The organism is Arachidicoccus sp. BS20 (assembly GCF_001659705.1).
Taxonomy (GTDB): domain Bacteria; phylum Bacteroidota; class Bacteroidia; order Chitinophagales; family Chitinophagaceae; genus Arachidicoccus.
In genome coordinates this window covers 2,379,032-2,403,649 of sequence record NZ_CP015971.1, presented here as the reverse complement: position 1 = coordinate 2,403,649, position 24,618 = coordinate 2,379,032, and the positions used below count along the sequence as shown (strand labels likewise).

General features: G+C 35.7%; 28 protein-coding genes. 10 read left to right on the top strand and 18 right to left on the bottom strand.

The features are described from left to right. Positions 1–109 precede the first annotated feature (109 nt). From A9P82_RS10665 to A9P82_RS10645, 5 genes are all read right to left on the bottom strand, one after another. The gene (locus tag A9P82_RS10665; protein ID WP_066207673.1) at positions 110–1,126 is read right to left on the bottom strand and encodes a nucleoid-associated protein; all 1,017 of its coding nucleotides are present in this window, start codon (positions 1,124–1,126) and stop codon (positions 110–112) included. Position 1,127: 1 nt separating this feature from the next. After that, on the bottom strand, positions 1,128–2,327 hold the full coding sequence (locus A9P82_RS10660) for a hypothetical protein (protein WP_066207671.1): 1,200 nt from the start codon (positions 2,325–2,327) through the stop codon (positions 1,128–1,130). Further along, positions 2,320–3,369, bottom strand: a complete 1,050-nt coding sequence (locus A9P82_RS10655) for a nucleoid-associated protein (protein ID WP_066207669.1) — start codon at positions 3,367–3,369, stop codon at positions 2,320–2,322. Before A9P82_RS10655 ends, A9P82_RS10660 begins: the two co-directional genes overlap by 8 nt. 969 nt (positions 3,370–4,338) lie before the next feature. Further along, entirely contained in the window at positions 4,339–4,515 is a 177-nt protein-coding gene (locus A9P82_RS15480; protein WP_156522669.1) for a hypothetical protein, read from the bottom strand. A gap of 433 nt (positions 4,516–4,948) precedes the next feature. Beyond that, on the bottom strand, positions 4,949–5,341 hold the full coding sequence (locus A9P82_RS10645) for a hypothetical protein (RefSeq protein WP_066207667.1): 393 nt from the start codon (positions 5,339–5,341) through the stop codon (positions 4,949–4,951). A 477-nt stretch (positions 5,342–5,818) separates the two neighbouring features. Here A9P82_RS10645 and A9P82_RS10640 point away from each other — a divergent pair, with 477 nt between their 5' ends. The 4 genes from A9P82_RS10640 to A9P82_RS15475 all read left to right on the top strand — a co-directional run bounded on the left by A9P82_RS10640 (position 5,819) and on the right by A9P82_RS15475 (position 7,509). Further along, complete coding sequence (locus tag A9P82_RS10640; protein ID WP_066207665.1) at positions 5,819–6,124, top strand: hypothetical protein; 306 nt, start codon at positions 5,819–5,821, stop codon at positions 6,122–6,124. 54 nt (positions 6,125–6,178) lie between these two features. Continuing rightward, complete coding sequence (locus A9P82_RS10635; protein WP_066207664.1) at positions 6,179–6,526, top strand: YybH family protein; 348 nt, start codon at positions 6,179–6,181, stop codon at positions 6,524–6,526. 43 nt (positions 6,527–6,569) lie between these two features. Beyond that, positions 6,570–7,151: a Crp/Fnr family transcriptional regulator gene (locus A9P82_RS10630; RefSeq protein WP_066209840.1), complete on the top strand. Its 582-nt coding sequence runs from the start codon at positions 6,570–6,572 to the stop codon at positions 7,149–7,151. 193 nt (positions 7,152–7,344) lie between these two features. Next, positions 7,345–7,509 (top strand): hypothetical protein, encoded by a 165-nt coding sequence (locus tag A9P82_RS15475; RefSeq protein WP_156522668.1) that lies wholly within the window; start codon positions 7,345–7,347, stop codon positions 7,507–7,509. A gap of 170 nt (positions 7,510–7,679) precedes the next feature. On the opposite strand, the gene A9P82_RS10625 is transcribed toward A9P82_RS15475, so the two are convergent. From A9P82_RS10625 to A9P82_RS10600, 8 genes are all read right to left on the bottom strand, one after another. Further along, positions 7,680–7,877 carry a hypothetical protein gene (locus A9P82_RS10625; RefSeq protein ID WP_066207662.1) on the bottom strand — a complete coding sequence of 66 codons (198 nt, stop codon included), beginning with the start codon at positions 7,875–7,877 and terminating at the stop codon, positions 7,680–7,682. 2 nt (positions 7,878–7,879) lie between these two features. Beyond that, on the bottom strand, positions 7,880–8,023 hold the full coding sequence (locus tag A9P82_RS15470) for a helix-turn-helix domain-containing protein (protein ID WP_156522667.1): 144 nt from the start codon (positions 8,021–8,023) through the stop codon (positions 7,880–7,882). Between the two features lie 29 nt (positions 8,024–8,052). After that, the gene (locus A9P82_RS15465) at positions 8,053–8,190 is read right to left on the bottom strand and encodes a hypothetical protein (RefSeq protein WP_156522666.1); all 138 of its coding nucleotides are present in this window, start codon (positions 8,188–8,190) and stop codon (positions 8,053–8,055) included. A gap of 135 nt (positions 8,191–8,325) precedes the next feature. After that, the gene (locus A9P82_RS15780) at positions 8,326–8,457 is read right to left on the bottom strand and encodes a hypothetical protein (protein WP_255363960.1); all 132 of its coding nucleotides are present in this window, start codon (positions 8,455–8,457) and stop codon (positions 8,326–8,328) included. 396 nt (positions 8,458–8,853) lie between these two features. Continuing rightward, positions 8,854–9,177: a hypothetical protein gene (locus tag A9P82_RS10615; RefSeq protein ID WP_066207660.1), complete on the bottom strand. Its 324-nt coding sequence runs from the start codon at positions 9,175–9,177 to the stop codon at positions 8,854–8,856. 240 nt (positions 9,178–9,417) lie between these two features. Beyond that, positions 9,418–10,668, bottom strand: a complete 1,251-nt coding sequence (locus tag A9P82_RS10610; protein WP_066207657.1) for a type II toxin-antitoxin system HipA family toxin — start codon at positions 10,666–10,668, stop codon at positions 9,418–9,420. Between the two features lie 4 nt (positions 10,669–10,672). Continuing rightward, positions 10,673–10,963 (bottom strand): helix-turn-helix domain-containing protein, encoded by a 291-nt coding sequence (locus A9P82_RS10605; RefSeq protein WP_066207654.1) that lies wholly within the window; start codon positions 10,961–10,963, stop codon positions 10,673–10,675. Between the two features lie 97 nt (positions 10,964–11,060). Continuing rightward, positions 11,061–12,167 (bottom strand): Fic family protein, encoded by a 1,107-nt coding sequence (locus A9P82_RS10600; RefSeq protein WP_066207653.1) that lies wholly within the window; start codon positions 12,165–12,167, stop codon positions 11,061–11,063. Between the two features lie 340 nt (positions 12,168–12,507). Between A9P82_RS10600 and A9P82_RS10595 the strand changes: the two genes are divergently transcribed. Next, positions 12,508–13,392, top strand: a complete 885-nt coding sequence (locus A9P82_RS10595) for a hypothetical protein (protein WP_066207651.1) — start codon at positions 12,508–12,510, stop codon at positions 13,390–13,392. A gap of 75 nt (positions 13,393–13,467) precedes the next feature. Here A9P82_RS10595 and A9P82_RS10590 read toward each other — a convergent pair whose 3' ends face one another. Continuing rightward, a complete protein-coding gene (locus tag A9P82_RS10590; protein ID WP_066207650.1) occupies positions 13,468–13,821 on the bottom strand; it encodes a nuclear transport factor 2 family protein in 354 nt (117 codons plus the stop codon). Between the two features lie 122 nt (positions 13,822–13,943). Between A9P82_RS10590 and A9P82_RS10585 the strand changes: the two genes are divergently transcribed. Both A9P82_RS10585 and A9P82_RS10580 read left to right on the top strand, forming a co-directional pair. Next, positions 13,944–14,504, top strand: coding sequence for a sigma-70 family RNA polymerase sigma factor (locus A9P82_RS10585; protein ID WP_066207647.1), 561 nt, complete (start codon positions 13,944–13,946; stop codon positions 14,502–14,504). Next, the gene (locus A9P82_RS10580; RefSeq protein WP_066207646.1) at positions 14,501–14,761 is read left to right on the top strand and encodes a hypothetical protein; all 261 of its coding nucleotides are present in this window, start codon (positions 14,501–14,503) and stop codon (positions 14,759–14,761) included. The genes A9P82_RS10585 and A9P82_RS10580 overlap by 4 nt, the downstream gene beginning before the upstream one ends. A gap of 68 nt (positions 14,762–14,829) precedes the next feature. Here the strand turns inward: A9P82_RS10580 and A9P82_RS15455 are convergent, their stop codons facing one another. The 4 genes from A9P82_RS15455 to A9P82_RS10565 form a co-directional block, all read right to left on the bottom strand. Beyond that, the gene (locus A9P82_RS15455; protein WP_156522664.1) at positions 14,830–14,988 is read right to left on the bottom strand and encodes a lmo0937 family membrane protein; all 159 of its coding nucleotides are present in this window, start codon (positions 14,986–14,988) and stop codon (positions 14,830–14,832) included. 385 nt (positions 14,989–15,373) lie between these two features. Then, complete coding sequence (locus tag A9P82_RS10575) at positions 15,374–16,630, bottom strand: site-specific integrase (RefSeq protein ID WP_066207645.1); 1,257 nt, start codon at positions 16,628–16,630, stop codon at positions 15,374–15,376. A gap of 95 nt (positions 16,631–16,725) precedes the next feature. Beyond that, positions 16,726–19,089, bottom strand: a complete 2,364-nt coding sequence (locus A9P82_RS10570; protein WP_082915321.1) for a SusC/RagA family TonB-linked outer membrane protein — start codon at positions 19,087–19,089, stop codon at positions 16,726–16,728. Further along, on the bottom strand, positions 19,086–19,733 hold the full coding sequence (locus A9P82_RS10565; RefSeq protein WP_066207640.1) for a TlpA family protein disulfide reductase: 648 nt from the start codon (positions 19,731–19,733) through the stop codon (positions 19,086–19,088). The genes A9P82_RS10570 and A9P82_RS10565 overlap by 4 nt, the downstream gene beginning before the upstream one ends. Positions 19,734–20,401: 668 nt before the next feature. Between A9P82_RS10565 and A9P82_RS10560 the strand changes: the two genes are divergently transcribed. The 3 genes from A9P82_RS10560 to A9P82_RS10550 all read left to right on the top strand — a co-directional run bounded on the left by A9P82_RS10560 (position 20,402) and on the right by A9P82_RS10550 (position 24,597). Continuing rightward, complete coding sequence (locus A9P82_RS10560) at positions 20,402–20,734, top strand: hypothetical protein (protein WP_156522663.1); 333 nt, start codon at positions 20,402–20,404, stop codon at positions 20,732–20,734. Between the two features lie 250 nt (positions 20,735–20,984). Beyond that, positions 20,985–22,463, top strand: coding sequence for a P-loop ATPase, Sll1717 family (locus A9P82_RS10555; protein ID WP_066207638.1), 1,479 nt, complete (start codon positions 20,985–20,987; stop codon positions 22,461–22,463). 151 nt (positions 22,464–22,614) lie between these two features. Beyond that, positions 22,615–24,597, top strand: coding sequence for a DUF4365 domain-containing protein (locus A9P82_RS10550; RefSeq protein WP_066207637.1), 1,983 nt, complete (start codon positions 22,615–22,617; stop codon positions 24,595–24,597). The last annotated feature ends 21 nt before the right edge of the window (positions 24,598–24,618 follow it).

Below are 24,618 nucleotides of genomic sequence, written 5' to 3'. Positions count from 1 at the left end.
TGTAATTTGAAAATAAAAACTTGAAAATAAGCATATAATACATTATAAATATAAATAAATCATACCTCTTCCAACTGAAAACTGTCCGAATACTAATTTCTAATATAAATTACATCTCCTCTTCATAATAAATCTTATAGAACTTTCTTCCCTTCTCATCAACGCCTTGCTCAATCAATTCGCGGTTGCCGTGAATATAGATATGGAAATTCTTATCCAGTTTTAAAACGCTTTTGTAAGAACGGTTCTGCCGTTTTACAGCAGCATCCGAAATAGTAAAGTTTTCGGATATTTCTATGTCTCGCTCTTTTTCATATTGCTCTTTGTATTTGTTGAAGCCTTCAATGTATTCCGGGTATTCAAGCACTTCGTTTTTGAATTCTTCCGAATCAAAAGTTTCTTTCTCCTTGAAGAATTTCATAGAGCGATTTAGAAAATCCGCTTGGTCAGCTTTGGTTACATTATATTTTTCAGGCAGTTGTTTTACAATATATTCTTTGTAAAGCGACATCGTATTTTCCGTATTAAAGTATTTATCCTGCCGCTGACAAATATGTAAAAAATCATCCGTCCAGTACTGTGCTTCAGCACCTTTATTGGTGTTATCTACAACGGATACGATATAGCCGTTCTCTTTTTCGGTATTGAAGATAATACAACCTTTATCGAGTTTATTGATATTGATACCCTGCTCACTTTCTATTTCAAAGCCTTCGTCTATGGGATATACTTTTAAGAAAGTGTCTTTGTTTTCCGATTTGAACAGTCCAACGGCATTCATTCTTTCTCCGTTAAACGCTGTGTCTTTAAAATAAACGACGTAAAACTCACCACCTTTTATTTTGGGATGTGTGCTTTGGTTATATAAGTGTTTGGCGAGATTAATCGATTGTTCGTGTAATGCTTCGGGATCATGAAATATTTCTGAGACATAAGTATATACTTCATTCAGTGCTAAATCTGTGTCATGATGAAAGCAATAATATTCTTCAGATTTGAATGCTGAAAAGAAATAGGTATTTAATATTTCAGATAAATCTTCATTGATTTTTATTTCCGATTTTGATAAAGAAAGCGCATCGGTTTCTTTGTTTCCTACTCTATGAATAGATAAATGTAAATTCAAATTAAATTATTTTTGAAGAGATAATATTTTTCCAAATGCAAAAAAGTAATATTACCAAAAAGATCGAAATGCTCCAATTTACAATTCTTATGAACGAGAGATAACATTTCTGTCTGCTTAATTCACTATTAATTTTTGTAAATGAATCTGTAATAATTTTATCGACGGTTTTATTTTCGTTATTAATTATACTTGCATTTCTAATTTTAAAAGTTTCTTTATAGCTATTTATGTCATCATTTAATATATCAAGAGCACTTTCTTGATTTCGTATAAATATTTCAATTAACAGCGAGAAAATAATAGAAGCTATAATAACAAATAAATTTTTTAAAGAAAGTGCTTTAATTAAATCTAATTGTGTATATGATACAATAAAGGCTGCCGGTATGGCGATTAATCTAGATTGCGAATCATTGATGATCGAACGAATATTCTTTGAGAAATTTAATAAAGAGTTTTCAATTTCTAACTTTAATTTATTATATGAAAAATCACTTAAAAAGAATTCAAAAGCCGCTTTACATTGCAAATAAAAGACATCGAAGTATTTAATTAAATATTCAAATCTGTGAGATAAATTAGTTTCATTTAAGAAATCTATTAACTCCTTTATATACATTATTTTTCTTTCTTGATAACCTCTGTTTAAATCATCAATAAATTTCTCTATATAATTTCGATTTTCTTGACTTATAGAGATTACTGCTTCGTGATTATAAATAAGCGGTAATTCAACTGCGGATTTTTCTTGCATTATGAACAAAATCATGTTATCATCTTCCAATTTAAATTTAGCTAATGATTCAAGATTGTTTATAAGTGATATAAGTAAAAAGTAATTTTTTAAAAAGTCATTCCTGTCTTTCTCGTTAGAAAATACATTTATTTCTTTGATATAAAATTCATCTGGATGCGAATATTTATTATTTAATATAAATGATTCAATTCTATCATAATATCCAAACTTCTGAATTTGATATTTTATTAATTCAACCGATAGAGTAGCCCCAATCTTTACATCATCTATCGCAAGTATATTTTTTTCTACATCCTGTATTTCTTCTATGCAACCCTTAATATTTTTAAGTATCTCAATATTTTCATTATTGGATACAACGGTCAGAAAAAAGGAATCATTGCTTTCATTTTGATAGAAAGAATTTATAATGTCGACTATATCTGATAATATGTTAACCATTGGTTTGAAGTTGACTAATGAGGTCTTCAGGTAAATGCTTAATCAACAATTGTTGTTTGTCTTTATTATAGATTATATCTTTCCCTATCAAAGAATTATTGAACTCTATACTAAAATTTTCACCTTTATGTCTTATGAATTTTAAACTTCTCAACACATTCTTATCTCCTTTTATTATTTCTCCTACCCCATATTTTTCATCGGATGCAAACATAGAGAAGTTATCGGGGTTCTCACTATCAATTAGTACTGATATATGTGATAGCAATATTTCTTTCTTATTTTTAATCGAATCGTGACAATAATCGAATACAATCTTTTTCTTTGTCTCAGTTTCACCTTTATCATATTTTTTCTCCGTGCAATATTTATTTATGGCATTTAATAGTCGCATTGAAGATTCATGATTATTAGACTTATCCGCACATCCAATGAAATTCAAAAAGTAGGCAGATATGTTTTTCTTTCCTCGTATAAAAGATAGATATGTTTTAATATCTTCTGCATTGTCGATAGATTTCTGCCACTTAGTTATATTAATCATAGAAGCAACATCCAACTTATTCAATTCAAGATTTTTAATTTGTTCAACTGTAAGTTGATCTTCATTTAAATTATACCCTTGCTTATTATTTATAGAAAAAATTAAGATGTATCTGTCATTATTGTCACTAAAAATGAAATCAGCAAATACAACAAATGCTCCTGTCGCCTGAGTTGTATCCTTTAAGATGCGTTCATAATATTTCATCGATTCCTTAGTAAAATTTAGAAAGTTTGTCTCTTTATCTTTATACTTTGAAATTTGTTGTTGAAAAATATTATACACTTCTTGATTTTCAAAAATTCCATAAGTAGGCAATGATTTCTTCTGGAATGCTTCTCGAATATCAGCTACAAAATACTTTTCTTGCTTATTTATTTTTAGTTCTTCATCTGCAAGTTTGATTGTTACTTTTTTTTCACCCGCAACTTTGTTGGCTTTATGAATGACGAGATGCGATAAGTCGATATTGTGCCCTTTTTCTTTTAATAATGGCATAGTTATTTATTATTAAGTTTACAAAAATACTAAAATATTTAGCTGAAAAGTGCTACTCACGAACCTTAACTTCCAAAACTTTTCTCTATACTTGCTTTAGTTCATTAAAACGAACAACCATTTTTTACATAAACAAAAAAATCAATCTTCCAATCGCTCTTTTCCGCTGCTCGCTCTGTGTGACCCTTTCCTCAAATGCTACTTCCCCAGAGTAACCATTATTTTATATGCTCTGTATTTTATTTGATTAGTTGAGTATTCGGGACTGCAAATCTCGAACAGCGAGTAGCGAAGCGACCGCTGTTTATTTTATATGCGGCCCGTGTGGGCACAGGCCATGGCAGTAGAAAGTTGAACTGGATTAGAAAATCCTTACAGTCATAAAACGTCAGTTACTAATAAACACCGAGCTTACTTTTTATTTTATTTATGTCATTCTGTAGTGCTTCTATTTTACTATTGGTATCGAAATAAGGTAATGCTTGTAAGAAGGTGTTGCAAGAAGCACACCTAATGTAATACATTTTGAAATTAGCTTTTGATGGGAAGTCTTCAGCTAATTCAAAACTTGAATTTCCGCACTTTGGGCATTTAGTCCCCGAATGATTTGCGTAAGCCATAGTTATCTATTTATAGTATTAAAAATGATTTTAAAATAAGTGTCTGTCAAAACGAAATTGTCCTATGAAACGGACTGGGCATTACAGGCAATGCCCAAATACACGCACAATCTTTCATGTTCATTCCGTATATCCCACCCGAAATAGCATGATATACCCAACTTCAAAAAAAATGCGCATCTCCAAAAATTGTTTTATTATTAGTTATTTTTCGCAGCTTGCCCGCAATCTTTTCTCACAAACCTTTGCTTTGATTATTCAAATCTAAACATATTCTTTCATATAAAATAAAAATGCCCTCATAATTGAGAGCATAATATATTCATTTTAAAAACTAAGCGATATTGTATTAATGCTTCATCAGTATAGCATTTTCGAGCATTTCATTTACCTTTTTTAATTTATCGGCAAACAAAGACTTACCGACAGGGATTTCACTTTTGGTAATATAAATTACCTCTTCTTTCTGTACCACTTTTTGTACTTTGGAATTTTTACGAATAGTATGTTTTTTTTCTGCTTGCATTTATACAAAATTAAAATGTTAATTTGCAGAATAGCATAAAAAGGTATGGTTTATAAAAACGAAACCCGATAGTTTGAATTACTTCAGGGACTAACGGGAATAAGATGTAACAAAGGTACTTTAAATATTTTAATTGGCAAAAGAAAAATGAAATATTCTGATTTTGAAAAAATAATGACACCGGCGCGGATGTCGCGCTATTTGACAAACATATACTTTACAGCCCAATGCAGATTATTATGCGTTACCATTATCTGCTTCTTTGCTTGATAGGACAGGGATGCAGCAGAATTAAAAATAAGAGGGCGTCTAAAAAGCTGTGAGCATTGCACCAACCACACTATGATGCCATCAGGTCTATGTGTGCAAATAAAAAAGAGGCTGTCTTGTTTTTTTAGACAGCCTCTATCAATGAAAAAAGCAGGTCCGTTAACTAATCAGGCTGATTGGCAATTATTGCATCATTATCAGCCGTTCCTGCAACAAATGCATGTCCGTTGCTGTTAAGCTGAGCTTGGATGTTGATACTGCCTTTCAGCGTAGGTGTACCTGACGGAGTAGCCGGAACGTTTACATAATCTTCCGATACCTGAATTGTACAAGCTTTATCCGAACCAAGACAAGTTACAGGGCTGGAAGTATATTGCCAGCTGGATGTGTCTTGTACTGAACTTTCAGTATAAGTACCTTCCGGGTCATACTGAAACGTGTACATATCATCTCCGCTCTTGGAATGCGGAACCTGCTTAAAAGCGCTGGCGGCAAATGCCAGCACTACGCCCATTGCCATCGCAGCAAAAGGGGCGATTTTTCTAATATTTGTCATAAAAAACAATTTAATAATTAAACAATAAAAAACTAAATGCCATGCACTCGATTTTAAGTGTCGCAATGGCGGTTAAACATTAGGACCTGCTTCTTGTCAGGCGTTAGGTCATTTGCCTGTTTATTCGCGAATAATATTTTTAAGCGTTTTACTCGTCATGCTGAACTCGTTTCAGCATCTCGCCGCGAAAGCGGTAATCTCTTCGATGTTCCTCGCTGCTGTCGCCATAGTTCGTTTTCTCACGCACCAAAAATGCAAAGCCTCTTTTCGCCTCCGTGTTTCTTATCCTCCGTGTATTCTAAGAAACCTTACGCTTCCGGGTACAAAGCTATAAGCGTATTTTCGGCAGGTAGTGGCAAATTTGATTTTTTTTCGACTGGCAAAAATTTCACGAAAAATCGTCTGAAACATCCATTTGCCAATATCTCATATTGAGAATCAATAACTTAAAATTTTAGGAGGATTGGAAAATTAAACATGGCAATGCTTGTTTTTCATAATCGGCATAGTAAAATAATTTCACAGGAGGCTTTTGCAACAGAAATATCCGGTACTGAAATAGTCTTACACAGGGTAATCAAAGTGCAGGCAAAGGGCAATCAAAGCGCAATCAAAGGGCAGGTTAATGGCTGGAAAGGAACTTCTTTGTTCATGGATGGTCAAAACAGGCAGGGATGTTCAAAAGCGGTCATTTCGTCCATTTCGTACTTGTATGGAAATAATATAAAGTGGAAAATGATGAAAAATGTCGCTTATGTATGTCATTTTATAAAACTACTTTAATTTCATCGGTCTTTTCTCCTGCTACATTTGTTCTTCACTAAAAAATTTATAACAATGATAGCATCAATTGAAGAAATGATTGAGCAGTATGTAGCTGCCTGGAACAAGCAAAATTTTGAAGATTATAAAGCCGCTTTCGCAAAGTGTTGGGCAGAAGATGCGACTTACACCGACCCGAATAACGCTTTGGTAAAAGGTGTGGAAGGCATTACGGAACTCGCCGCAACGTCTTTGGAAAAATCGCCGCATCGCGTTTTTCATGTGCTCACGCAGCCAGACTATCATCACAATGTCGGGCGTTATACTTGGAAAGTTGATTTGCCCGAAGGTTCAAAAGAAGGGTTTGATTATTTCGAGTTCAACGAAGAACATAAGCTGACCCGCATTGTCAGTTTCTTTTAATGAAAAATGTAAACCGTGCGTTTTATCTTTATCAAAAAATAAAATGCACGGGCTTATCCTTGACAATTTTGCGATGCACATTTCGTTGAACGACGAAGAAAAAGAACGTGTGCTGTCCAAGTTGCAATACAAGGAAATCGGGAAGAATACAACGTTACTGAAGGCAGGTAAAGTGTGTGCAAATATCTATTTTGTCAACAAAGGCTGCCTGCGCATTTTTCATAAAGATGCTGAAAATGCAGAACACAATATTTTGTTCTGTCCCGAAAATTGGTGGCTTGCCGACATTGTAAGTTTCTCGGAACAAACGCCTGCGTTTTACACCATTGCCGCGTTGGAAAACACAGAAGTTTTTTATTTCAGCTATGCAGATTTGGAACAATTGTATGTAGAAGTTCCCAAGCTCGAACGTTTCTTTCGTATATTAATCCAAAACGGATTCAATTTGTATCAACACCGGATTACGTCCAATTTATCAAAGCCAGCCGAAGAACGTTACGAACTTTTTCGCAGGCAATATCCCGGTTTGGAACAACGGATTTCCCAAAAACATATCGCTTCTTATCTCGGTATTACGCCTGTTTTCCTTAGTCTGATTCGCAAGAAAAAATATCAAAAGCATTAAATAAAATCTTTCATAAACTGCATTTAAAAGCATAATTCTTTACGCAAATTTTCTTTCCCGATGAATCGGGAAAGAAAATTTTGAACCTCTTTTTGTCTGAAGACGATTGCTATTTCTGAACACTTACTGCGTTTTTTTCTTTTTCAACCGCCTCCTTTTCAACAAAAGTTTTGGGCAATTTTATTGAGTAAGTATGTCAAATAGCGGCGAGAATATTATTGTTTTTGCCGTAAAGGATTTGACTTTTTACAATTATTTTCGTTGTCTCGTAAAAGAATATCATACACAAAATGCCGATTTCAGAGGCATTTTACAATCCTCTTCCGACTTTGGAGAGAAGAGTAAGATTCGTTTGTAGACAAACGTTCATCTTGCTGCTTCCACGCGGAAAGACTTCTGTTATTTTCAAGGTGTTTTCTAGTCAGAAAATCTGCTTAAATAAGTCTGCTGTTGCGGACGATTATTTTGTTCGGTGTAGCGGTTGAAAAAAAGAAATTTTACTTCCTTTTATTGTTTATAATCCCAAATTCATTCGTTGGCGACAGTCCTCCAATTGGCAATCGGTCTGCCTCTTTTTGTTTTCCAATTGGCTTTTTTGTGAAAGAGAAAAAAGTTTTCCGCATCTTCTTCGCGCATATCTTTTTGGATAAAATATATTTTCACGTGCAGCAATTTTGGCAGCGCAGATTTGTCTGAAATGTTTCTAAACTGTGTTTTTGTTTTCATGATTACAACTTATTTATTGTATGCTTTTCCATCATCTTCGCGATTTCATCCGTGTTGTAATAAATAATGCTTCCTATTCGTGTGAAAGGCAATACGCCTGTGTTCCGAAGATGCTGTAATGTGCCTTTGGAAAGCCCCAGCCACATTACCAATTCCTTGCTGTTAATCCACTGCTTTACCGGATAACCGGACGCTTCTTTTGTAACGATTTTATTTCCCGGAACAGTTCTCTTTTGAATTCCATGAGGTCGGCAATTGTTACAACGCGATACCTGCTTTGGTCAAAATCCGGTAAAGAATGTTGTGTTTTCATCGTCATTTTTTAAGGTTGCAAAGATGAAAAGTAGTATCTGCGGATTGAAGGGACAAGTAACTATATACTACTCCCATAATTTTTTGCAAAACCGACAAAAAATTATTCAAAGTATCGACGATTTTCTTGTTGTTATCAGGGAAATATATCGTCGGAAAAATGTTTTTCTTTTCTGCAAAATGCAAGTGGATTGGATATTTTTACTGCTTTGGTGCCGTTGGCGTTGCTCCAGATGCTGATACCGTTCTGCCCTAATACACGCTGCATGGTATCCACATCCATTTCCTTTTAAGTCCGGATTTTACTGATGCCCATGTCCCGCAATTGCGTGTAGGTCTTGGCGCCGATCAGTACAGGCTTGCCCACGAGGTCTTTATTTATCAGAAGCTCTACCGATACGAAAAAGGTGTCCAAATCACAGTGTACGATTTGTAGTTCCTCCATTGTATGCCAGGGCAAATGACTTTCAGTTATATTATGGAAATAAGCCGTTTGTTTGCGACTTTATATAATGGCGGTTTGGATTGTCTCATTTTTGTTTTTCAATTCGCAGATGTATCTATCTTTGCAGCCTGGCAAGTGCTACTTCCTGCATAATCTCACGCAGTGCAGCAATAATATCTTCTTTGCTTTGCGGATTATATTCCTATATCCATTCTTGTATCATAAAATAGCGAGTGTTTTTATGAGTATTTCCAAACTACTTTTTTTAGGTGCATCATCAAGCCATGTAATGATTTCGTTCTGATTGAGCTCTTGCAATTTGGCTTCGTCCAACCGTAAATCATCTATTAAAAATTCCTTTGCCTGTCTTATGCTTCTTAGAAAAATGCCCGAAGTCATGATTATCTTATCACATAACGCTTTTTCCGGCGATGCAATCAGCGCTACCTGTCTTGGCGTAAGCTGTATGCTTTGAATGCCAAAAGAATAATAAGGAAAAGTCGTATGTATATAGCTAAATCTTCCTATGAGGCTCTTCTGCATAATCTTAAATCATATCCCTGAAATTCATTTGCAATATTTTTGAACAATAATCGGAATAATTCCGATTATTAGTTAATTATTTTACATAATTAATGGGTGCGATTAAATAATCTGGCCATTCACTTATCATTGTCCGGATTACACGTGAATTTTGGATTTTAATTTTAGAGTTGAATTTTTTATCTCCAACAGATTGTCCAGGATTAGGTGTGGTTGTCTTACGAAAATGTATGCAATTCTTTAGACATTGAATGCAGGTTGCATTAATTCCTGTTCTCTTTTTGATATGCCTATTTTATCTGCCAATATTCTCCAGTTTTTTACGGAGCTGGTTACTTCTTTGATAATTGTATCCATCTGAATATCTGATAGTCTGAAAAATGCGCCAACACTTTTTGCCAAATCAAAATCCAGTGCATTGTTGTCCGTATCAATATTCAAAGCCAAACCATGTTTATCCGTTGATGGGTTTAAGTCATAAGCAGGTGATAATATCCATCCTGTTTCAGTCAGTATAAAACCATGATTGCGCAAATGGTCGTCCGTATTGGAAATGGCAATATTAAAAACAATTCTTCTCCAAAGTTGGTGCAGATTTTCATTCACGTTTACTCCATGTGTTTGTATAAAATCTGCAATATCTAAATAGCTTGTGGGATTGTCACGAATGGTATCTTCATTATTTCCTGTCATGGTCATTGCAGAAGCAAAATGTATTCTTGTTTCTTTATCTCTGTCAAATCGTTTTGTAAAAAAAGTATGATGTCTTCCTTTTATTTTTTCTATCCTGCACAAAGACATATTTATGCCGGCTTTGCGCGCTAATTCATAAGCCAGAAACTCCCATGCAGCTTTATCCACCGTATCATTTTTTGAAGGGAACTTGGCAATCCATAATTGCTTCTTTTCGTCTTTTACATTGGCTTTCGGGCGAGCGCCGCCAAGCGATGAACCGGGTGCAATCAGAATATTAAGCCATTGCCTTATCTCCTCATTGCTCTTATCTGCTTCAAATTGTTCTGCAGCATATTGCAGCTCTCTGACGGAAGAAATCGGTGGAACAGCGTTATTGGCGTTATCGTCTAAAAATACGCCTTCCATAGCTGTTTTGAAACGTAAAGCACCCATGCGCGTTTCGTCATACACACCTAATAAAAAATCGATGTCATATAAAACAGGCGGCTTTTCATTGTTTTCCTTTGCTGCCTGAGCCGCTTTGCGTTTCATTAAAGTCCGTCCCCATGTATCCGGCATACTGTCCAGAAATATTCCGAAATTCTCTTTATTATTAGGGTATTGCATTCCTGAAAAAAACTGAATATCGGGGTCTAACAATCTTTGCTGTTCTGATTTAATCCAGCTTTTATCATACTCAAAGCTGAACGCCTTTTTTCCTTTAGCTGCTTGTGCGCTTAAAGTGCCTATTAGTTTAGGCTCGGGCATTCCTTTCCAGTGTGCAAATACATATATGCTGGTTTTACCTGTTGCCATGTGATTATTTTAATAATTCGAGGTCTTGCAGCTTTCTTCCGAAATCATCATCTCCGGCGAGTTTAACGATATCGTTCTGCAAGCCCAATACGCGCAAAACATTGAAGTAAGCGCCCATAGCCACACTTGGCTCTCCCTTTTCTACGAGATTTAACGTAGAACGGGCAATGCCTGCTCGTTCTGCTATTTGTACAGCGGTAAGCTTACGCCGCCTGCGTGCCAGCTTTATGTTTTCGCCCATTTGCTTAAGTAAAATACTATATTTAGGAAGAACAACTTGTTTCTTGTTTGACATAAAATGTCCGTTATTTTGGACAAAAGTAGCAAAAATGCATGAAATATCATACATTTTATGAAGTTTAAAGGAATGATTATTTATCATTCCACACCTGTTAATCAAATTTAAAATCTACTAATTCGTAGTTGGCATTTCGTCCGCCTTCGGCTGTTTGTTGTAAGATTCCTTTTTCGATTAAGTCTTTAATATCCCGGAGAGCGGTGTCGGTTGAGGTCTTTGTGATTTTTGCCCATTTCGAAGTTTGTAGCTTACCTTCAAATCCGTCTAAGAGTTTATTAATCATTAAACGCTGGCGCTCATTGACAGGCGTATGTTCATTCAATTTCCAGAACTCTGCTTTACCTAATATTCTTTGTGTGGTATTTTCTGTCGCAACCATTGCGTTTTTGAGGCAATGTAAAAACCAGTCGAGCCATTCGGTAATATCGCCGGGACTGTGTTGCTCTTTTTGCAGAATTTCGTAATAGCGTTTACGCTCAGCCAGTATTTGGCTTGACATACTATAAAATCTTTCTCCGCTGCCTTCGGCACGGGCAAGCAACATATCGGTTATCGCTCTTCCAATTCTGCCGTTCCCGTCATCAAAGGGATGAATGATAATAAACCAAAAATGTGCTATGGCGGCTTTCAATACAGGGTCAAGACTATTGTCATTATTAAACCAATCCAAAAACTTGTCCATTTCCTTTTTTACTAATTCAGGTTTAACAGCTTCGTAATGTACTTTTTCTTTTCCCATTGCACCGGAAACCACTTGCATTTTACCTGTACGGTATTTGCCTACTTCTATTGGATAAGGTCCACTATATCCTGTGGGGAAAAGTGCCGCATGCCAGCCAAATAACCTTTTTTCGGTAAGTGGTAGTATATAACGTTGTGTGGCATCAAGCATCATTTCTACCACGCCTTCTATGTGGCGGCTACTCGGAACAAGACCTGCGGTATTGATGCCCAAACGTCTTGCAATAGAGGAACGTACCTGGTCATAATTGAGTAATTCACCCTCTATTTCCGATGATTTTACCACGTCTAAAGTTAAAGCTGTAAGTGTGGCTTCTTCTTTAGCAGAAAAGCCCAGCATATTCATTTGCCCTATTATTTTACCTTGCATTAACCGAACCTCGCCGAAGATGGTATTAATAGCTTTGTCTTTCCACGAAAAATTTGTCCAGTTTTTATACTCGTAAATATATTTTGCCATTGCCCAAGATTACTTTGCGGTAAATATATGAACTATTTACCGCAAATATGCGGCGATTATTTTGCTTTTTTGCCGCAAATACAGAATTAATTTACTTTCATTAGAAAAATCGGGTAGATTTCATCGGCGGAATCATTCAGCAGATTCTTTTGTTGACACCGGTCAGCCATTATTTCTTTTTGCTGTCATAATATATGAACAAGATATTCGTTGCGCTACATTAAATTTAGTGCTAAATTTGTGCTGACGATTTTTCATCACCACCATAAACACAGAGCCTTGAACGAGGGTGAATCTTGCAGAAACTTACCGAGAAAGAATAATCTAAAAAATCATCACAATGCAAATCAATAAATCCCTTCCTTTCAAAGATGTTATTATTGTCGATAATGCTGCCACGATACGCGCTTTGGACGATGATGAAAACATAGACCGCCGGTTCGAACTGCACAACTTTCTCAACCGCTTTAAAATAAAACGCTCCTTAAAAAATTTGTCTTATAACGGCACACGTTTTCCGCACATGCTTCCGAAGCAAGATGCGGCACGCATTCAACGGCATACGAAGTTGTGGGACTTATTCAATGCAAAAGCGGCTGCCATGGCAGAAGGCACAGATGAATTGGAACCTGTTGCACAGTGGATTCGCAATGAAAACCAGGACTTGGAACCGGGCATCTTTGCCCAACAGATTATCGGGCAGTTTTTTAACCCTGCATTTCAGGCAACGCTAAAAACATGGGAAGCCGCGCTTATTTTTCACGAAGACGCAGTTACAGCTAATCTTCTTAAATGGCTATGGTGGCAGCTTGCAGCTAAAGCAAACCGCGCAAAAAAATGCCTCGCCGAGGCTACCGGCAATGATATTATCGCCATGCACGGAATTGGCATTGCCGTACACAATCTTACAGCAAGTCTGCACAAGCTGAAAGAATTGTATAGTACCGAAAACGGAAAAAATATTTTACCCGAAGAAGCCGTTGATTTGAGCTTAAGCGCGCCGCCGGTTGTACTGCGACAATCTTTAGTTGAAGGAGCAATTGCCGGTTGTCCATACTCAAAGTTTACATTGTTCTTGTTTAAATTAAAAGATGCCAATCAGCATAACGATGCAAAAGATTTAATCTTTATGTCAAATGCATGGAGCCGTTGCCCGGCGGAAAAATGGATTCCTGCGGTCATATCGGGAATATGGAAAAGAGTAATATTACCGAAAGTAAACTGAATGTATGCACAAAACAATCTCCTTCCGAAAAATTATCCGAAAGGAGATAAATGAATTCCTGCTGCAAGTTCTTTCTCAATAAAGGTAGCTGCTGCTGACGATTTTTCCGTCCTGAACTTTAAAAGCCGCAATTTCCTGAAACAATACGCGGCTGCCACTGTTGTAAGTAGCATCCAACGCAAACGTAATGGCAAATACGGGTCCGCTTACGATGGGTTCGGATACTTCCAAACTATGCACTTCCTGTAAGGTAGAACGGAATTTTCTTCCGCCTTCGATGACTTCCTGTTTGGAGTTAGCATTTGTGAATGCGCCGCCCGGAGATTCTAAAGCAGTGGCATTGTCGGCATACAGTTCAACCTGTGCTTCTTCAAATTTGCCTTCGCGCAAAAGGCTTACTAAACGGGTGGCTACTTCTTGTGTTGTCATAATTTTTTAAGTTTTATAAAATGAATGATACTCGTTAGTATAAAAAAGAAGCAATTCCTTACAAGAATTTCAGAAAAAGTTTGCAAGGCTTATATTTGAATCATCTACTAATATAAATTGATATGGCTTCACCGGAAGAAGTAAAAGCAAAGGATTGGGTAAAGGAGTATGCGGACTATCTGTATCGCTATGCCGTTTCGCATATAAGCGATGAAGAAACAGCCCGCGAACTGGTACAGGAAACTTTTCTCGCGGCGCTGGAATCGCTACCTGCTTTCAAACAAAAAAGTTCGGTACGAACCTGGCTTACCTCCATTCTCCGTAATAAGCTTACTGACGAATACCGCAGAAAGTCGAGGATAAAGCCATTGCAAACCGGAAACGAAAGTGAAGATTTTTTTGAAGAGAACGGCTTCTGGAAAGAAGCCTACCAACCAAAAGCTTTCGGTCTGGAAGCAGACGCCGCGCTTCACAACAAGGAATTGGATAATATTTTAAAAAGATGCTTCAAAAAGATGCCTTCGCTTTGGAGCGTTGTTTTTGCTCTAAAATATCTGGATGATGAAAAGACATCCGCAATATGTAAGAGGCTGCAAATAACGGCATCAAATTATTGGGTCATTCTTCACAGGGCAAAACTGAACCTACGGGATTGCTTACAAAAAACGTGGTTTAATTTATGAGCTGGTATAAAAAAGTAAAATACGATTGCAGGCATACGACCCTGCGTATAGAAAAGCAACAAAACGGTCGCCTTGGTATGATGGATATGATAGCCTTATACACGCATCTTCTTACTTGTCCTTTTTGCAGGTTGTATAAAAAGCAGACGAGGATTTTACAGCAAATATTCCAAGAAGTATTTACTGCCGGCAACGCCGTTATCATGGATGAAACATTTAAAGAACAGTTACAAAGAATGATTGATGAAAGGCTGTGACCAAGTTCCTGAAGATTTTCGTCAAAGGTACTATGTTCCTTGCAAGAACGACTATTACCTTAACAAAGCTAATCGGATTTTTTGCCCCCGAGCAAATTAATAAGCAGGACTATAACGGCTACAATTAGAAGCACATGGATTAAAAATCCGGATACATGATATACGACAAAGCCGAAGATCCAGCCGATAACCAATAAGACTGCAATGATGTAGAGGATACCTTTCATAAATTTCGGATTGAAGGTTAAATAATTTATTTTATTTCAACTGGCAAAAGGAATACCAAAGTTGATGAAAATTATCAGAAAAAGTCAATTAAGAAGTTTTTTAATTTGCGGACGCTAAAATGTTGAGGGAAATATGGATAACCAATTCAAATTACTCCGTAACAAATTAACCGAAATTGCCAAATAAAGAAAAATCATTAAGAAGACCCTTGATGAAAAATGCCATATTATAAATTCAAAGGAAATCGTATTGTGATTGCGTTCAGCACGTTCCGTTGTGCATATTGCAATATACGGGAAGTGAAAAGCATTTTTACGGAGCATTTTCCCCGACAGGGAAATCCTGTTTGAATACTGAAAAAATTAATGTTTTTTATTCTGCAGATTATAGTATTTCGTTGTCAGCCGTGTACCTGAATTTATCTTTGAATAACCGCTCTTTCAGTTCCGCCATATTCTCGCTAATCTTCTTGCGCGTTACACGCGCATAACGTTGTGTTGATTTTAAAGCGTGATGCCCCAGCATTTTGCTGACCGTTTCAATCGGCACACCGTTTTCCAAAGTAACGGTTGTAGCGAATGTATGTCTTGCCGTATGTGTTGTCAGCTCTTTATTGATGCTGCAAATAGAAGAAAGCTCTTTAAGATACGCGTTGAATTTCTGATTGCTGTTGATAGGCAAAAGCTTTCCGCTATCCTTGCATTTAGGATGATTTTTGTATCGTTCAATAATCTGCAATGGAATCGGAAACAACGGAACACATTCTGCATTATCCGTTTTCTGCCTATGCTTTGTTACCCATTTATTGCCGTCAGGTCCGATAAAAATATTGGAATGTGTAAGTCCGCTCACGTCAATATAAGCGTAGCCCGTAAAGCACATGAACACATAACAATCCCTTGTTTCGGATAGTCTTCGGTTTGCAATTTCTTTCTTACAAAGAACTTGTAATTCTTCCATTTCCAACCTCGTCGGCTCTTTGTCTTCATATCTGCATTTGTATTCCGATGCGAGATTGGCTTTCATCCAGCCGCGCCTGTGTGCCATGATAAAAATGGACTTTGCCAGCGCTATTCTTTTCATCGAAGAGTTATTGGATAACTTACAATCGATACGCAAAAAGTGTTCAAACTCGTCCATGAAGAAAGGCGTTATTTCATTCAGGAAAAGACCGTTAGCTTTGTATTTCTTGAGAATAAAATCCCTCATTTTAGAACAGGTATTTTTATATATTTTCAGGGTAACATTTGAAACCATACCGTTCTCGACCTTCTCTTCATAGAGTTTTTCAAAAGCATCGATAGCGTTTTCCAAAGTTTTTCGTTCCTCGCTCAATCCGTAAAATTCATTCTTCAGCATTTGTGCCGTTACAATTTTACCCATTGTTACCAATCGGCTGTGATGCCTGTGCAACGAGGATTTCAGCGAATCTAAATGCTTATTGATATCCATTGCTTCAACGCTGTTACCTTTTACTTTCTGTGCATTCTTGTCCCAAAGCGCGACGGGCGCATTTCTTCCAACAGCAATTTGCGCTCTTTTTCCATTAACTGTAATTCTTACAAATAACGGAGCTTTACCATTTTGGCTTCTCATTTTGTACTGCCAAACGAGGATGGAAAATGTTTGATTTAGGTTCATACTTTTTTACTTTAAAATGTTAATCGATTTGATACGTTCTAAAGCCCTTTGGAAAAGGTTGCCCATTTTTCTGTAACGCTTATCCGGTAAGGGTTTCAGCTATGTCTTAAACCATAAGTCGTATAATCATAGAAAGAGGGTCCATAAAGGTTTGTCCCTTTTTTGTGGTAATACTCTACCGAACCCGAGACTATATTTTTTAGCGAACTAAAATCTAATCCGATATTCAGCATATTTATCTTTTCCCAACTCAGAGAAGGATTGTTTAATGTAAGTATTCTTCCACTGGTATAATAAGACGAATAATAATCAGGCGTAGAAATCAGTTCGATTGGTACTGCTGAACGACTCAGATCAACATTGCCACTATACCCGTAAGTAAGCCTTACTTTTAAATAGGGCAACAATTTTGAGCGATAGAAAGATTCTTTAGAAATGTTCCATGCTGCACCTGCCGACCATAGCGGTTTCCATTTATCGTTGGCGGACACACCGAAAATATTAGATGCGTCCTTTCTCAGGCTTCCAGATATAACATATTTTCCTTTCCATGTGTATGCTGCATTTGCATATATTGATACAAAGCGGTTTAAGGTGTGCGTTAAGACAGAACCGGAACCAATATTTCCTGTTCCACCGGTATATAGCGGATAAAAGTTAACCGGGTCAATGGAGGTATATGAAAGAGGGTTTTCGGTATAACCATATAATGTGTTACCATCGCTGTGTGCATCTACCTGCCTGGTTTCCCAGCCTGCAATTGCGGTAACATTATTTTCTCCCCAATTATGATTGTAACTTACCTGTGTTCTGAAATTATACGATTCAACATAACCGTTCGTCGTTGATAATATACCTCCGACCGGGACAATATAATTTACGACGCCGGTTTCAGGGTCTATTTGGCTGTATGTGTTAATGAGGTTGCGCGTGTAATAACTTGCAGTATCAGCCATATTAGCTTGTGTGGTTTGTTGCTTTTGGTATTGGTATTTAACATCTATGCTCAGGTCTTTTATTATCTTGTAACTTATTCCTGCATTTGCAATAAATTCCTGTATGTGTGTAGTACTGTATTGATGCTTATAATCTTCTAACGGATAATATTTCCAATTCAACAGCTTCCCGTTACCGGCGGTGTCGGTATAGCTTCCGAGCAATCCGGTATTTACCGGCAAAGGCTTCCCGTTTGCATCGGCAAAAGCAAGATAAGGTACGCGCCTTCCATTGATGGTTATGGGATTGCTGTAAGATGGTTGCCCGCTTTTAGCCCGGCTGTCCGTAAAATAAACGCTCACGTTTAATTGTAAATTCTTTACCGGTCGGTATGTGTTTCCGAAGTGTATATTTATTTTGTGCGATGGTGCGGCTGAAGCATCTCTCGTTTTATCATAATCAGCCCCGAAATTATAAGCAATATCTTGCCTTCCTCCGCGCAGGTTTACCGAATATTGTTGGGTTATTGCTGCATGGTTGAAATACTTATCGTACTGTTGACGGCTGTCTATAGCTTTAAGTGCATTAATTTGTTTAGCCGAATCTTCGGCAGAAATAAGCCCGTTTGTCCGATTAAGAAATATTTCTACGGCAGGCGTCAAAGCCTCATGATAATAATTGGAGTAAAAAATATCGTTGCTATAAAATCCTTTTTGATAAAGAAATTGTTCTACGTCAATATAATCGGATGATGAAATTGCAGGAACGGAATACAAATCCGGTTTTCCCGCTATAATGGTATTTGCAGTTGCATCTATTTTTAACGCCTGCCCGAAATGCCCTTTTTTCGTAGTAATTACAATAACTCCGTTACCGGCGCGTGCACCCCAAATGCTGGTGGCTGCTGCATCTTTAAGCACGGTAATACTTTCAATGTCATTAGGGTTGATATTGGCAATATTCCCTTCATAGATGAAATTGTCCACAACAATAAGAACAGACTGGGATGCATTAATAGTACTTAATCCCCTGATATTTAAACCATCCGTATTGCCGATGTTAGGATTGAACATGACGCCATTGGCAACACCTTTTAATCTTTGTAAAATATTGGTGCCTGATTGCTCATTCAGTGTTTTATTGTCTATGAAGTCAAATGAACCGGTTGCCCGTTCTTTCGGAACTTGCTGGTAACCGGTATTGACGACCACATCTTTTAATGCGTTATCAACCGGGTGCATTATGATATTCAGGAAAGCGGTATCGCTTTGCAATCTGATGCTAATTGTTTTATAACCGACATGGGATATAAATAGTGAATCCGGGTAGTGATTAACAGTAATGGAAAAACCGCCGGCAGTACTTAATACCGCAGTCTGGCTGTATTTAGCCCTGATGGTCGTTGCCGGTAATGGACGTCCGTTTTCATTCGTAACAGTTCCTTTGATGATAACCGCCCGCTGTGCCCATGCGTGCATTAAGCATGAACCAAGCATATAAATTATTAATGATAATTTTTTCATTCGTTAATAGTGGAAGTTTTTGAATTTTTATAATTATTAAATAACTGCATCAATTCAGCAGAAGGCTGTTGAAATGTCAATTGGTTTGGTGGATAATGATAAGACCGGAGCGTTGCCATGTCCGCCCTTATCCATTGTATAGCGGCGGCAATACTGTTTTTATTAATTATGGATAAAGAGGTTTGTGCCAGTATTTTGCCTGTTGGCGCAATCCACACGTAGTGTGGTATATACCAATGCCGAAAAAGTTGCGAGAGCAGCTTGTCCCCGGTTACAATTGGAATGGATAAAACGTGGGAATGTGCACTATCCCAGCGTTTCAGGAATGCTTCTACTTTAGTTTTGTCGTCCGGTGCAATGAGTATAAACTGTACGTCATTCTTAAACTGCCGTTGTATGGAATCTTCAAGAGGAAACATATGAATACAGGAGCCGCAGTGCAAATCCCAAAAATCCAATATGATTAATTTACCGCTGAACGATGATAATGTTGCAGCCGTATCCTTGTAATTAATGATGTTACTTAATGGTAAATCGGGTACTTTTTCGCTAATGAAAAATGATTTAATCGCTGTTTTTTGCCTTTGCCCATATCCGTTGAATGCGAAGCACAGCATTGCCATTAAGCCTAAAAGCTTTTTCATTTTTATTCATAATAAAAAGATGATTGATTTTGTTGAAATTCAGAGTCGGCGGGCTTTGCAGGCAATGCGTTGAAAGTACATGAGGAGAAGCCGCCTGCCTGCGCCACCCGCCATACGCTAAATAGGAGATTTTGGCTTACAGGCGAAAAGAATTGAGATGGAGATATACATTGACAAGCATTCGCAGGCATGAAACAGCGAACGCTGTACGTGCATTTGTGCAATTAGAATATGTTGTTTATATATCGAAGAAGAATACATCCAATGTTTTGGATGAGTCTCTCAAAAAGCAGTGCAACTTCATTATAACAAAAGAGTGAGCTTCACTGCTTTGACCAAGGAACCGCTAAGAACCTTCTTTCAATCGGTAGATTGAAAGTACCCCCCAAAGACTTAAGTGAAGCCCACTCCTTTGCGTTTATAATATCAACAAAGATAAATAAAGCCATAATAGAATGGGCAATTCACCAGCCTTCTCGTGGGTAAAAATTAGCGGTTTTTGGACGAGAAAGACTCCTTATTTATAATACCCAAGTGGGTATTACTTATTTCAATTCAAAACAAAGATAATAATTATTTTTTACAAATAGTAATCAAATATTACAATATGTAACTTTTTTAATGATTATTTATTTCTATTAATGAATTTTATTAGAAATAGTTACGAAATGGGGGAATGGAAAACAAAATTTAAACATCAGTCTTCTGCCTTTAGAACATTAAAGAAATTGTTTGAAGCACACGCTATAGAAAAGATGTTTGATATAAATGAAATACATTCAAGTAAAGTTTCCGATGCCTTAGGAATTAATAAAGGTAGATATGCAACCAAACTTGCTAATCCTGAAACATTTTCAACTTTTGAAATTTTACGTTTTGCGTGGATTATTGATATTGACCCTTCTCTGGTAATTGAAGTGATTCAGAATGAAAAAAATGTGATGTCAAAAATAGTTGAAAGAGTGAACAGAAATACAAAAAAGAAAAAGGCAAATGAATAAAGGACTAAGGTCAATCAAAAGAATGGCTTTTTCGTATATGAAAAAATATTTATAGTTTTGAAAAAGTAAAGCAAGGGTTTGTGAGAGAAATGATTGCGGAATGTCGGTAAAGTGGCTATAATTATATTTTAGACATAAAATGTATTTTCGGTTTGACTACTAGTTTGCTGGCGATTTAAGATGAGATAAGCCTAATGAAGAAGTTCTCCGATTCAAAAATTAATAATTGTAAAGAATAACGAATAATAAAATGAATGCAATAACTGCACTCCTTCATACAGATTTTGGTAATCCTGATGGGCTATATGATCATAATTTGGAAAATTATTTTCTAGATCAAAAGTATTGGGAAGATATAATTGAGAAAGCTACTTATTATGTTATTGGTCGAAAAGGAACAGGAAAATCAGCCATTTACAATTGGATTAGTAATAGACAAAGAGAAAAGGGTATCATAGTAAGCAATCTGTCTTTCAAATCATTTCCCTTCGAAAAATTGTTAAGACTCTCAGATGATGATTTTTCAAGACCAAACCAGTATCAAAGTATCTGGAAGAATATAATTTTGAGTGAATTTGCAAAACAAATTGTTATAGACCAAAATAGCAAAATAACGAACGGATTTAAAGAATTGAAGGATTTTGTTGACCATAAGTACGGACGAAACTTAAGAGATCTTCACACTCAAATCACTCAACATACAAGAAAAACTGAATTTGGATTGCAATTTCAAGGAATTGGTCCAAAATCTGAACTGCAAATAGCGAAAACATATGATGATGGTTTGAATAATATATCAGAAATTAATGAGCGATTAGAACAATTAATTTTCGAAATCGTTGGAGTAAATCAAAGAACTTATATAATTCAGTTTGATCAGCTAGATGATAATTACACGCAATATGTTGATAATCACAAATATTTTGAATCATTAATTAGTTTATTTAAAGTTGTTTATTCATTAAATTCCCAGTTATTAGGAATAAATAAAAAAACAAAAGTTGTTGCATATCTTAGGTCAGATATATTTAACCAATTCAGTAGCCATGACCCAGATAGTGCAAAGTTTGATTTTCATACTCATAATTTAAATTGGGCAATTATCAATAAACAGGATTGGTATAATCCCCCTTTATTACAACTTATCAATATTCGTATAGAAAGTAGTATTAAAGAACTTCAGGGTAAAGGTTCATTCAATTATATTTTTAATCGAAATTTCATAAAATTGTACGAGAATCACAATCAAATAGACCCTTTCAGATACGTAGTTCACAGGACATTCCATAGACCTAGAGATATTGTACAATTTTGTATAAAAATTAAGAAAGAAGCACAAGACTCAAATAAGTTGGATTATACAACTATAAAATCTGCTGAAAAGGAATACTCCATGTGGTTGATTGACGAATTAAAAAATGAAATATCACCTGTAATTTCAGCAACTGACACACTTTTTGCTTTTTTAAGGTCTTTGGGCACTAGGACTTTTTCAAATCAAGAATTTCAAAGCAAGTTTTTAGATGCTCGGAATAAGAACATAAATAAAAGTCCGCAAGCTTTATTAAGATACTTATATTCTTTAGGCATTATTCAGAATATTAATTTTTCAGACCAAAGAACAGAATTTTTTTCTATAATTAGGAACGAGCGCTCCAACTATGAACCTCGATTAAAATCTGTTTTACATTCTGGACTTTTTAAAGGATTACATACATTTTATAAATAGATGATTGGAAAAACTCTGGTCTCTACAGCTTTAATATTTTAGAACTAATTATATAGTATGTGTCTATAGCTGAATGCAAAACGGTAATCTTTGATGCGTATGATATAATAGTGCTTTTTGCAAAATAGTACAACAAAATTGTTTTAAGAATTTGGACAGACCCAAAAGACATAATAATCACGTTTTAGAAACTGAATCAAATAAATTCTTTAATAATCAAATTCCACATGAGTGGTTTATTGATAAACCGGACCATGACTACGGAATTGATTATATAGTAAATATTGTTTCAAATGAGCATGTTACAGGACTCAGCTTCTGTGTACAGATAAAAAGCAAAATCGAAGAACGTAATTCTGAGGCAGCAACTATAAAATTAAAACATTCAACTTTAGAATTATTCAACACTAAACTGGAGCCGGTTATGTTGGTTGCTTATATCCAAAAGGAAAAGGCGGCTTATTGGTGCTGGTACAATGATTTAAATATTGATTTAACATCAACGCAAAAAACCTATGCGGTAAAAATACCAAAGACAAACAGACTAAGTGAAATAAATTGGAATTCCATATTTGAGTACGTTAAAGATATTTTTAGTATGAAAATGTTAGTGGATGGAATTAAAACTCTTGAATTCAATGAAATATCAAATTCGCAAGTCTTCGCTTGGAAATTTTATTTTTCGGGAGATTTTGAAAAAGCTATATTCTATTTTAAAAATCTACTAAAAGAAACGCCAAATAATGTCACACTATTGGAAGCATTGGCTCAAAGTGAATACAGTACATTTAATTATAAAGAAGCTATTAATAACATCAACAAAGCGATTGCGCTTTCCGGAAATGATAATCAAAAGCTCACAAAAGCCTGTATCTTAGCGGAAGATGGAATACAAAATGGTTCAAAAGGAAAAATTATTGAAGCCAAGAATTTATTTAAAGATTTTCTGAAACAAGATAATAAACAATTTGTCTATCATTATAATTATGCAAATACACTCAGTCGACTGGCTCATCATCAAGAAGCAATTACACATTTTGAAATATGCTTAAAACTTAATCCGAATTTTGCAGAGGCATGGAAAAATCTTGGACAAGTATATTATGACATTAGAGAACACGAAAAGGAATTAAGTTGTTATGATAATGCTCTTAAAATAAATCCCAAATTACCACAAGCTCTTTTTAGTAAAGGGGTTACTCTATCTCGTATTTATAATAAAAACGAAGAAGGATTAAATTTGATGTTACAAGCAGTCAATGAAGATGAAAATATGTTACTTGAATACCGTTATGGATATTTCAGTATTGCTTACGCTTATGAGAAATTAGGGAATATAAAAGAATCATTAGCGTGGACTGATAAAGCATTGGAGTATTATCCTGATGATTTAGCTTATTTGAACTTCAAGTCAAATTTACTGATTGAAAATTGGTCAGATAATCAATGGCTAACAAAGGATGCAATACGATTTTTTGAATATAGACTTGAATTAGAAAATGACTTTAAGAGCCTCTATGCCATTTTGTTAATGAAAAAAATAGATGATGAAAAAGAAATATTTTATTTAATTAAAAAATATACGCCGATTTTCAGAGATATTAATTTTGATTCTTTTGAACTATGTAACATAAAACTTAAAAGCAGCATAAATTTTTTGCTCCATTATGACAGATATTTAGAGTTTCGGAAAAACTATCCAATTCATAGATATTTAGATCATATTATTTCTGAGTTATATACTATTTCTACAGAATTCTGGGAGATATTAGATTTGATTTTTGCAAAAAGTTTTAGCGATGCTATTTCAGCGTATTCAAAAAGTAAAAATTCTAACATTATTGCGCAATCAATACTTGACATGTTGATTCTTGCTCCACAATGCCTCAACGTTTTGTTTCCAGAATCTAATCATACTCAGAAAGATTCAATCGCCATAATGTCTCATATTTATCTTGATTTTCCGACAATAATTATTAGAGAATTTGGATTACAATTAGGAATGATAGCGGGGGAATTCGGATTGGAAAAGCCGAACTCCGCAAAGAATTTACCCGAAATTTGGTACGATAAACTTCGAGAAAATACTTTAATGGAAATCAACAGAAAATTGAAACTGTTGAGGGAAGAATAAGTTGTATGTGCGTCAAAAGCT

Bases quoted from the DNA above. Each gene is read 5' to 3' on its own strand.
- A9P82_RS10625 (WP_066207662.1), bottom strand. From the start codon at position 7,877: ATGAAAACAAAAACACAGTTTAGAAACATTTCAGACAAATCTGCGCTG.
- A9P82_RS10555 (WP_066207638.1), top strand. From the start codon at position 20,985: ATGAATGCAATAACTGCACTCCTTCATACAGATTTTGGTAATCCTGAT.
- A9P82_RS15780 (WP_255363960.1), bottom strand. From the start codon at position 8,457: ATGCAGCGTGTATTAGGGCAGAACGGTATCAGCATCTGGAGCAACGCC.
- A9P82_RS10610 (WP_066207657.1), bottom strand. From the start codon at position 10,668: ATGGCAACAGGTAAAACCAGCATATATGTATTTGCACACTGGAAAGGA.
- A9P82_RS15465 (WP_156522666.1), bottom strand. From the start codon at position 8,190: ATGAAAACACAACATTCTTTACCGGATTTTGACCAAAGCAGGTATCGC.
- A9P82_RS10660 (WP_066207671.1), bottom strand. From the start codon at position 2,327: ATGGTTAACATATTATCAGATATAGTCGACATTATAAATTCTTTCTAT.
- A9P82_RS10645 (WP_066207667.1), bottom strand. From the start codon at position 5,341: ATGACAAATATTAGAAAAATCGCCCCTTTTGCTGCGATGGCAATGGGC.
- A9P82_RS10615 (WP_066207660.1), bottom strand. From the start codon at position 9,177: ATGCAGAAGAGCCTCATAGGAAGATTTAGCTATATACATACGACTTTT.
- A9P82_RS10595 (WP_066207651.1), top strand. From the start codon at position 12,508: ATGCAAATCAATAAATCCCTTCCTTTCAAAGATGTTATTATTGTCGAT.
- A9P82_RS10635 (WP_066207664.1), top strand. From the start codon at position 6,179: ATGATAGCATCAATTGAAGAAATGATTGAGCAGTATGTAGCTGCCTGG.
- A9P82_RS10640 (WP_066207665.1), top strand. From the start codon at position 5,819: ATGGCAATGCTTGTTTTTCATAATCGGCATAGTAAAATAATTTCACAG.
- A9P82_RS10605 (WP_066207654.1), bottom strand. From the start codon at position 10,963: ATGTCAAACAAGAAACAAGTTGTTCTTCCTAAATATAGTATTTTACTT.
- A9P82_RS10570 (WP_082915321.1), bottom strand. From the start codon at position 19,089: ATGAAAAAATTATCATTAATAATTTATATGCTTGGTTCATGCTTAATG.
- A9P82_RS10600 (WP_066207653.1), bottom strand. From the start codon at position 12,167: ATGGCAAAATATATTTACGAGTATAAAAACTGGACAAATTTTTCGTGG.
- A9P82_RS10565 (WP_066207640.1), bottom strand. From the start codon at position 19,733: ATGAAAAAGCTTTTAGGCTTAATGGCAATGCTGTGCTTCGCATTCAAC.
- A9P82_RS10655 (WP_066207669.1), bottom strand. From the start codon at position 3,369: ATGCCATTATTAAAAGAAAAAGGGCACAATATCGACTTATCGCATCTC.
- A9P82_RS15455 (WP_156522664.1), bottom strand. From the start codon at position 14,988: ATGAAAGGTATCCTCTACATCATTGCAGTCTTATTGGTTATCGGCTGG.
- A9P82_RS10575 (WP_066207645.1), bottom strand. From the start codon at position 16,630: ATGAACCTAAATCAAACATTTTCCATCCTCGTTTGGCAGTACAAAATG.
- A9P82_RS10580 (WP_066207646.1), top strand. From the start codon at position 14,501: ATGAGCTGGTATAAAAAAGTAAAATACGATTGCAGGCATACGACCCTG.
- A9P82_RS10585 (WP_066207647.1), top strand. From the start codon at position 13,944: ATGGCTTCACCGGAAGAAGTAAAAGCAAAGGATTGGGTAAAGGAGTAT.
- A9P82_RS15470 (WP_156522667.1), bottom strand. From the start codon at position 8,023: ATGTGGCTGGGGCTTTCCAAAGGCACATTACAGCATCTTCGGAACACA.
- A9P82_RS15480 (WP_156522669.1), bottom strand. From the start codon at position 4,515: ATGCAAGCAGAAAAAAAACATACTATTCGTAAAAATTCCAAAGTACAA.
- A9P82_RS10630 (WP_066209840.1), top strand. From the start codon at position 6,570: ATGCACGGGCTTATCCTTGACAATTTTGCGATGCACATTTCGTTGAAC.
- A9P82_RS10590 (WP_066207650.1), bottom strand. From the start codon at position 13,821: ATGACAACACAAGAAGTAGCCACCCGTTTAGTAAGCCTTTTGCGCGAA.
- A9P82_RS15475 (WP_156522668.1), top strand. From the start codon at position 7,345: ATGTCAAATAGCGGCGAGAATATTATTGTTTTTGCCGTAAAGGATTTG.
- A9P82_RS10560 (WP_156522663.1), top strand. From the start codon at position 20,402: ATGGGGGAATGGAAAACAAAATTTAAACATCAGTCTTCTGCCTTTAGA.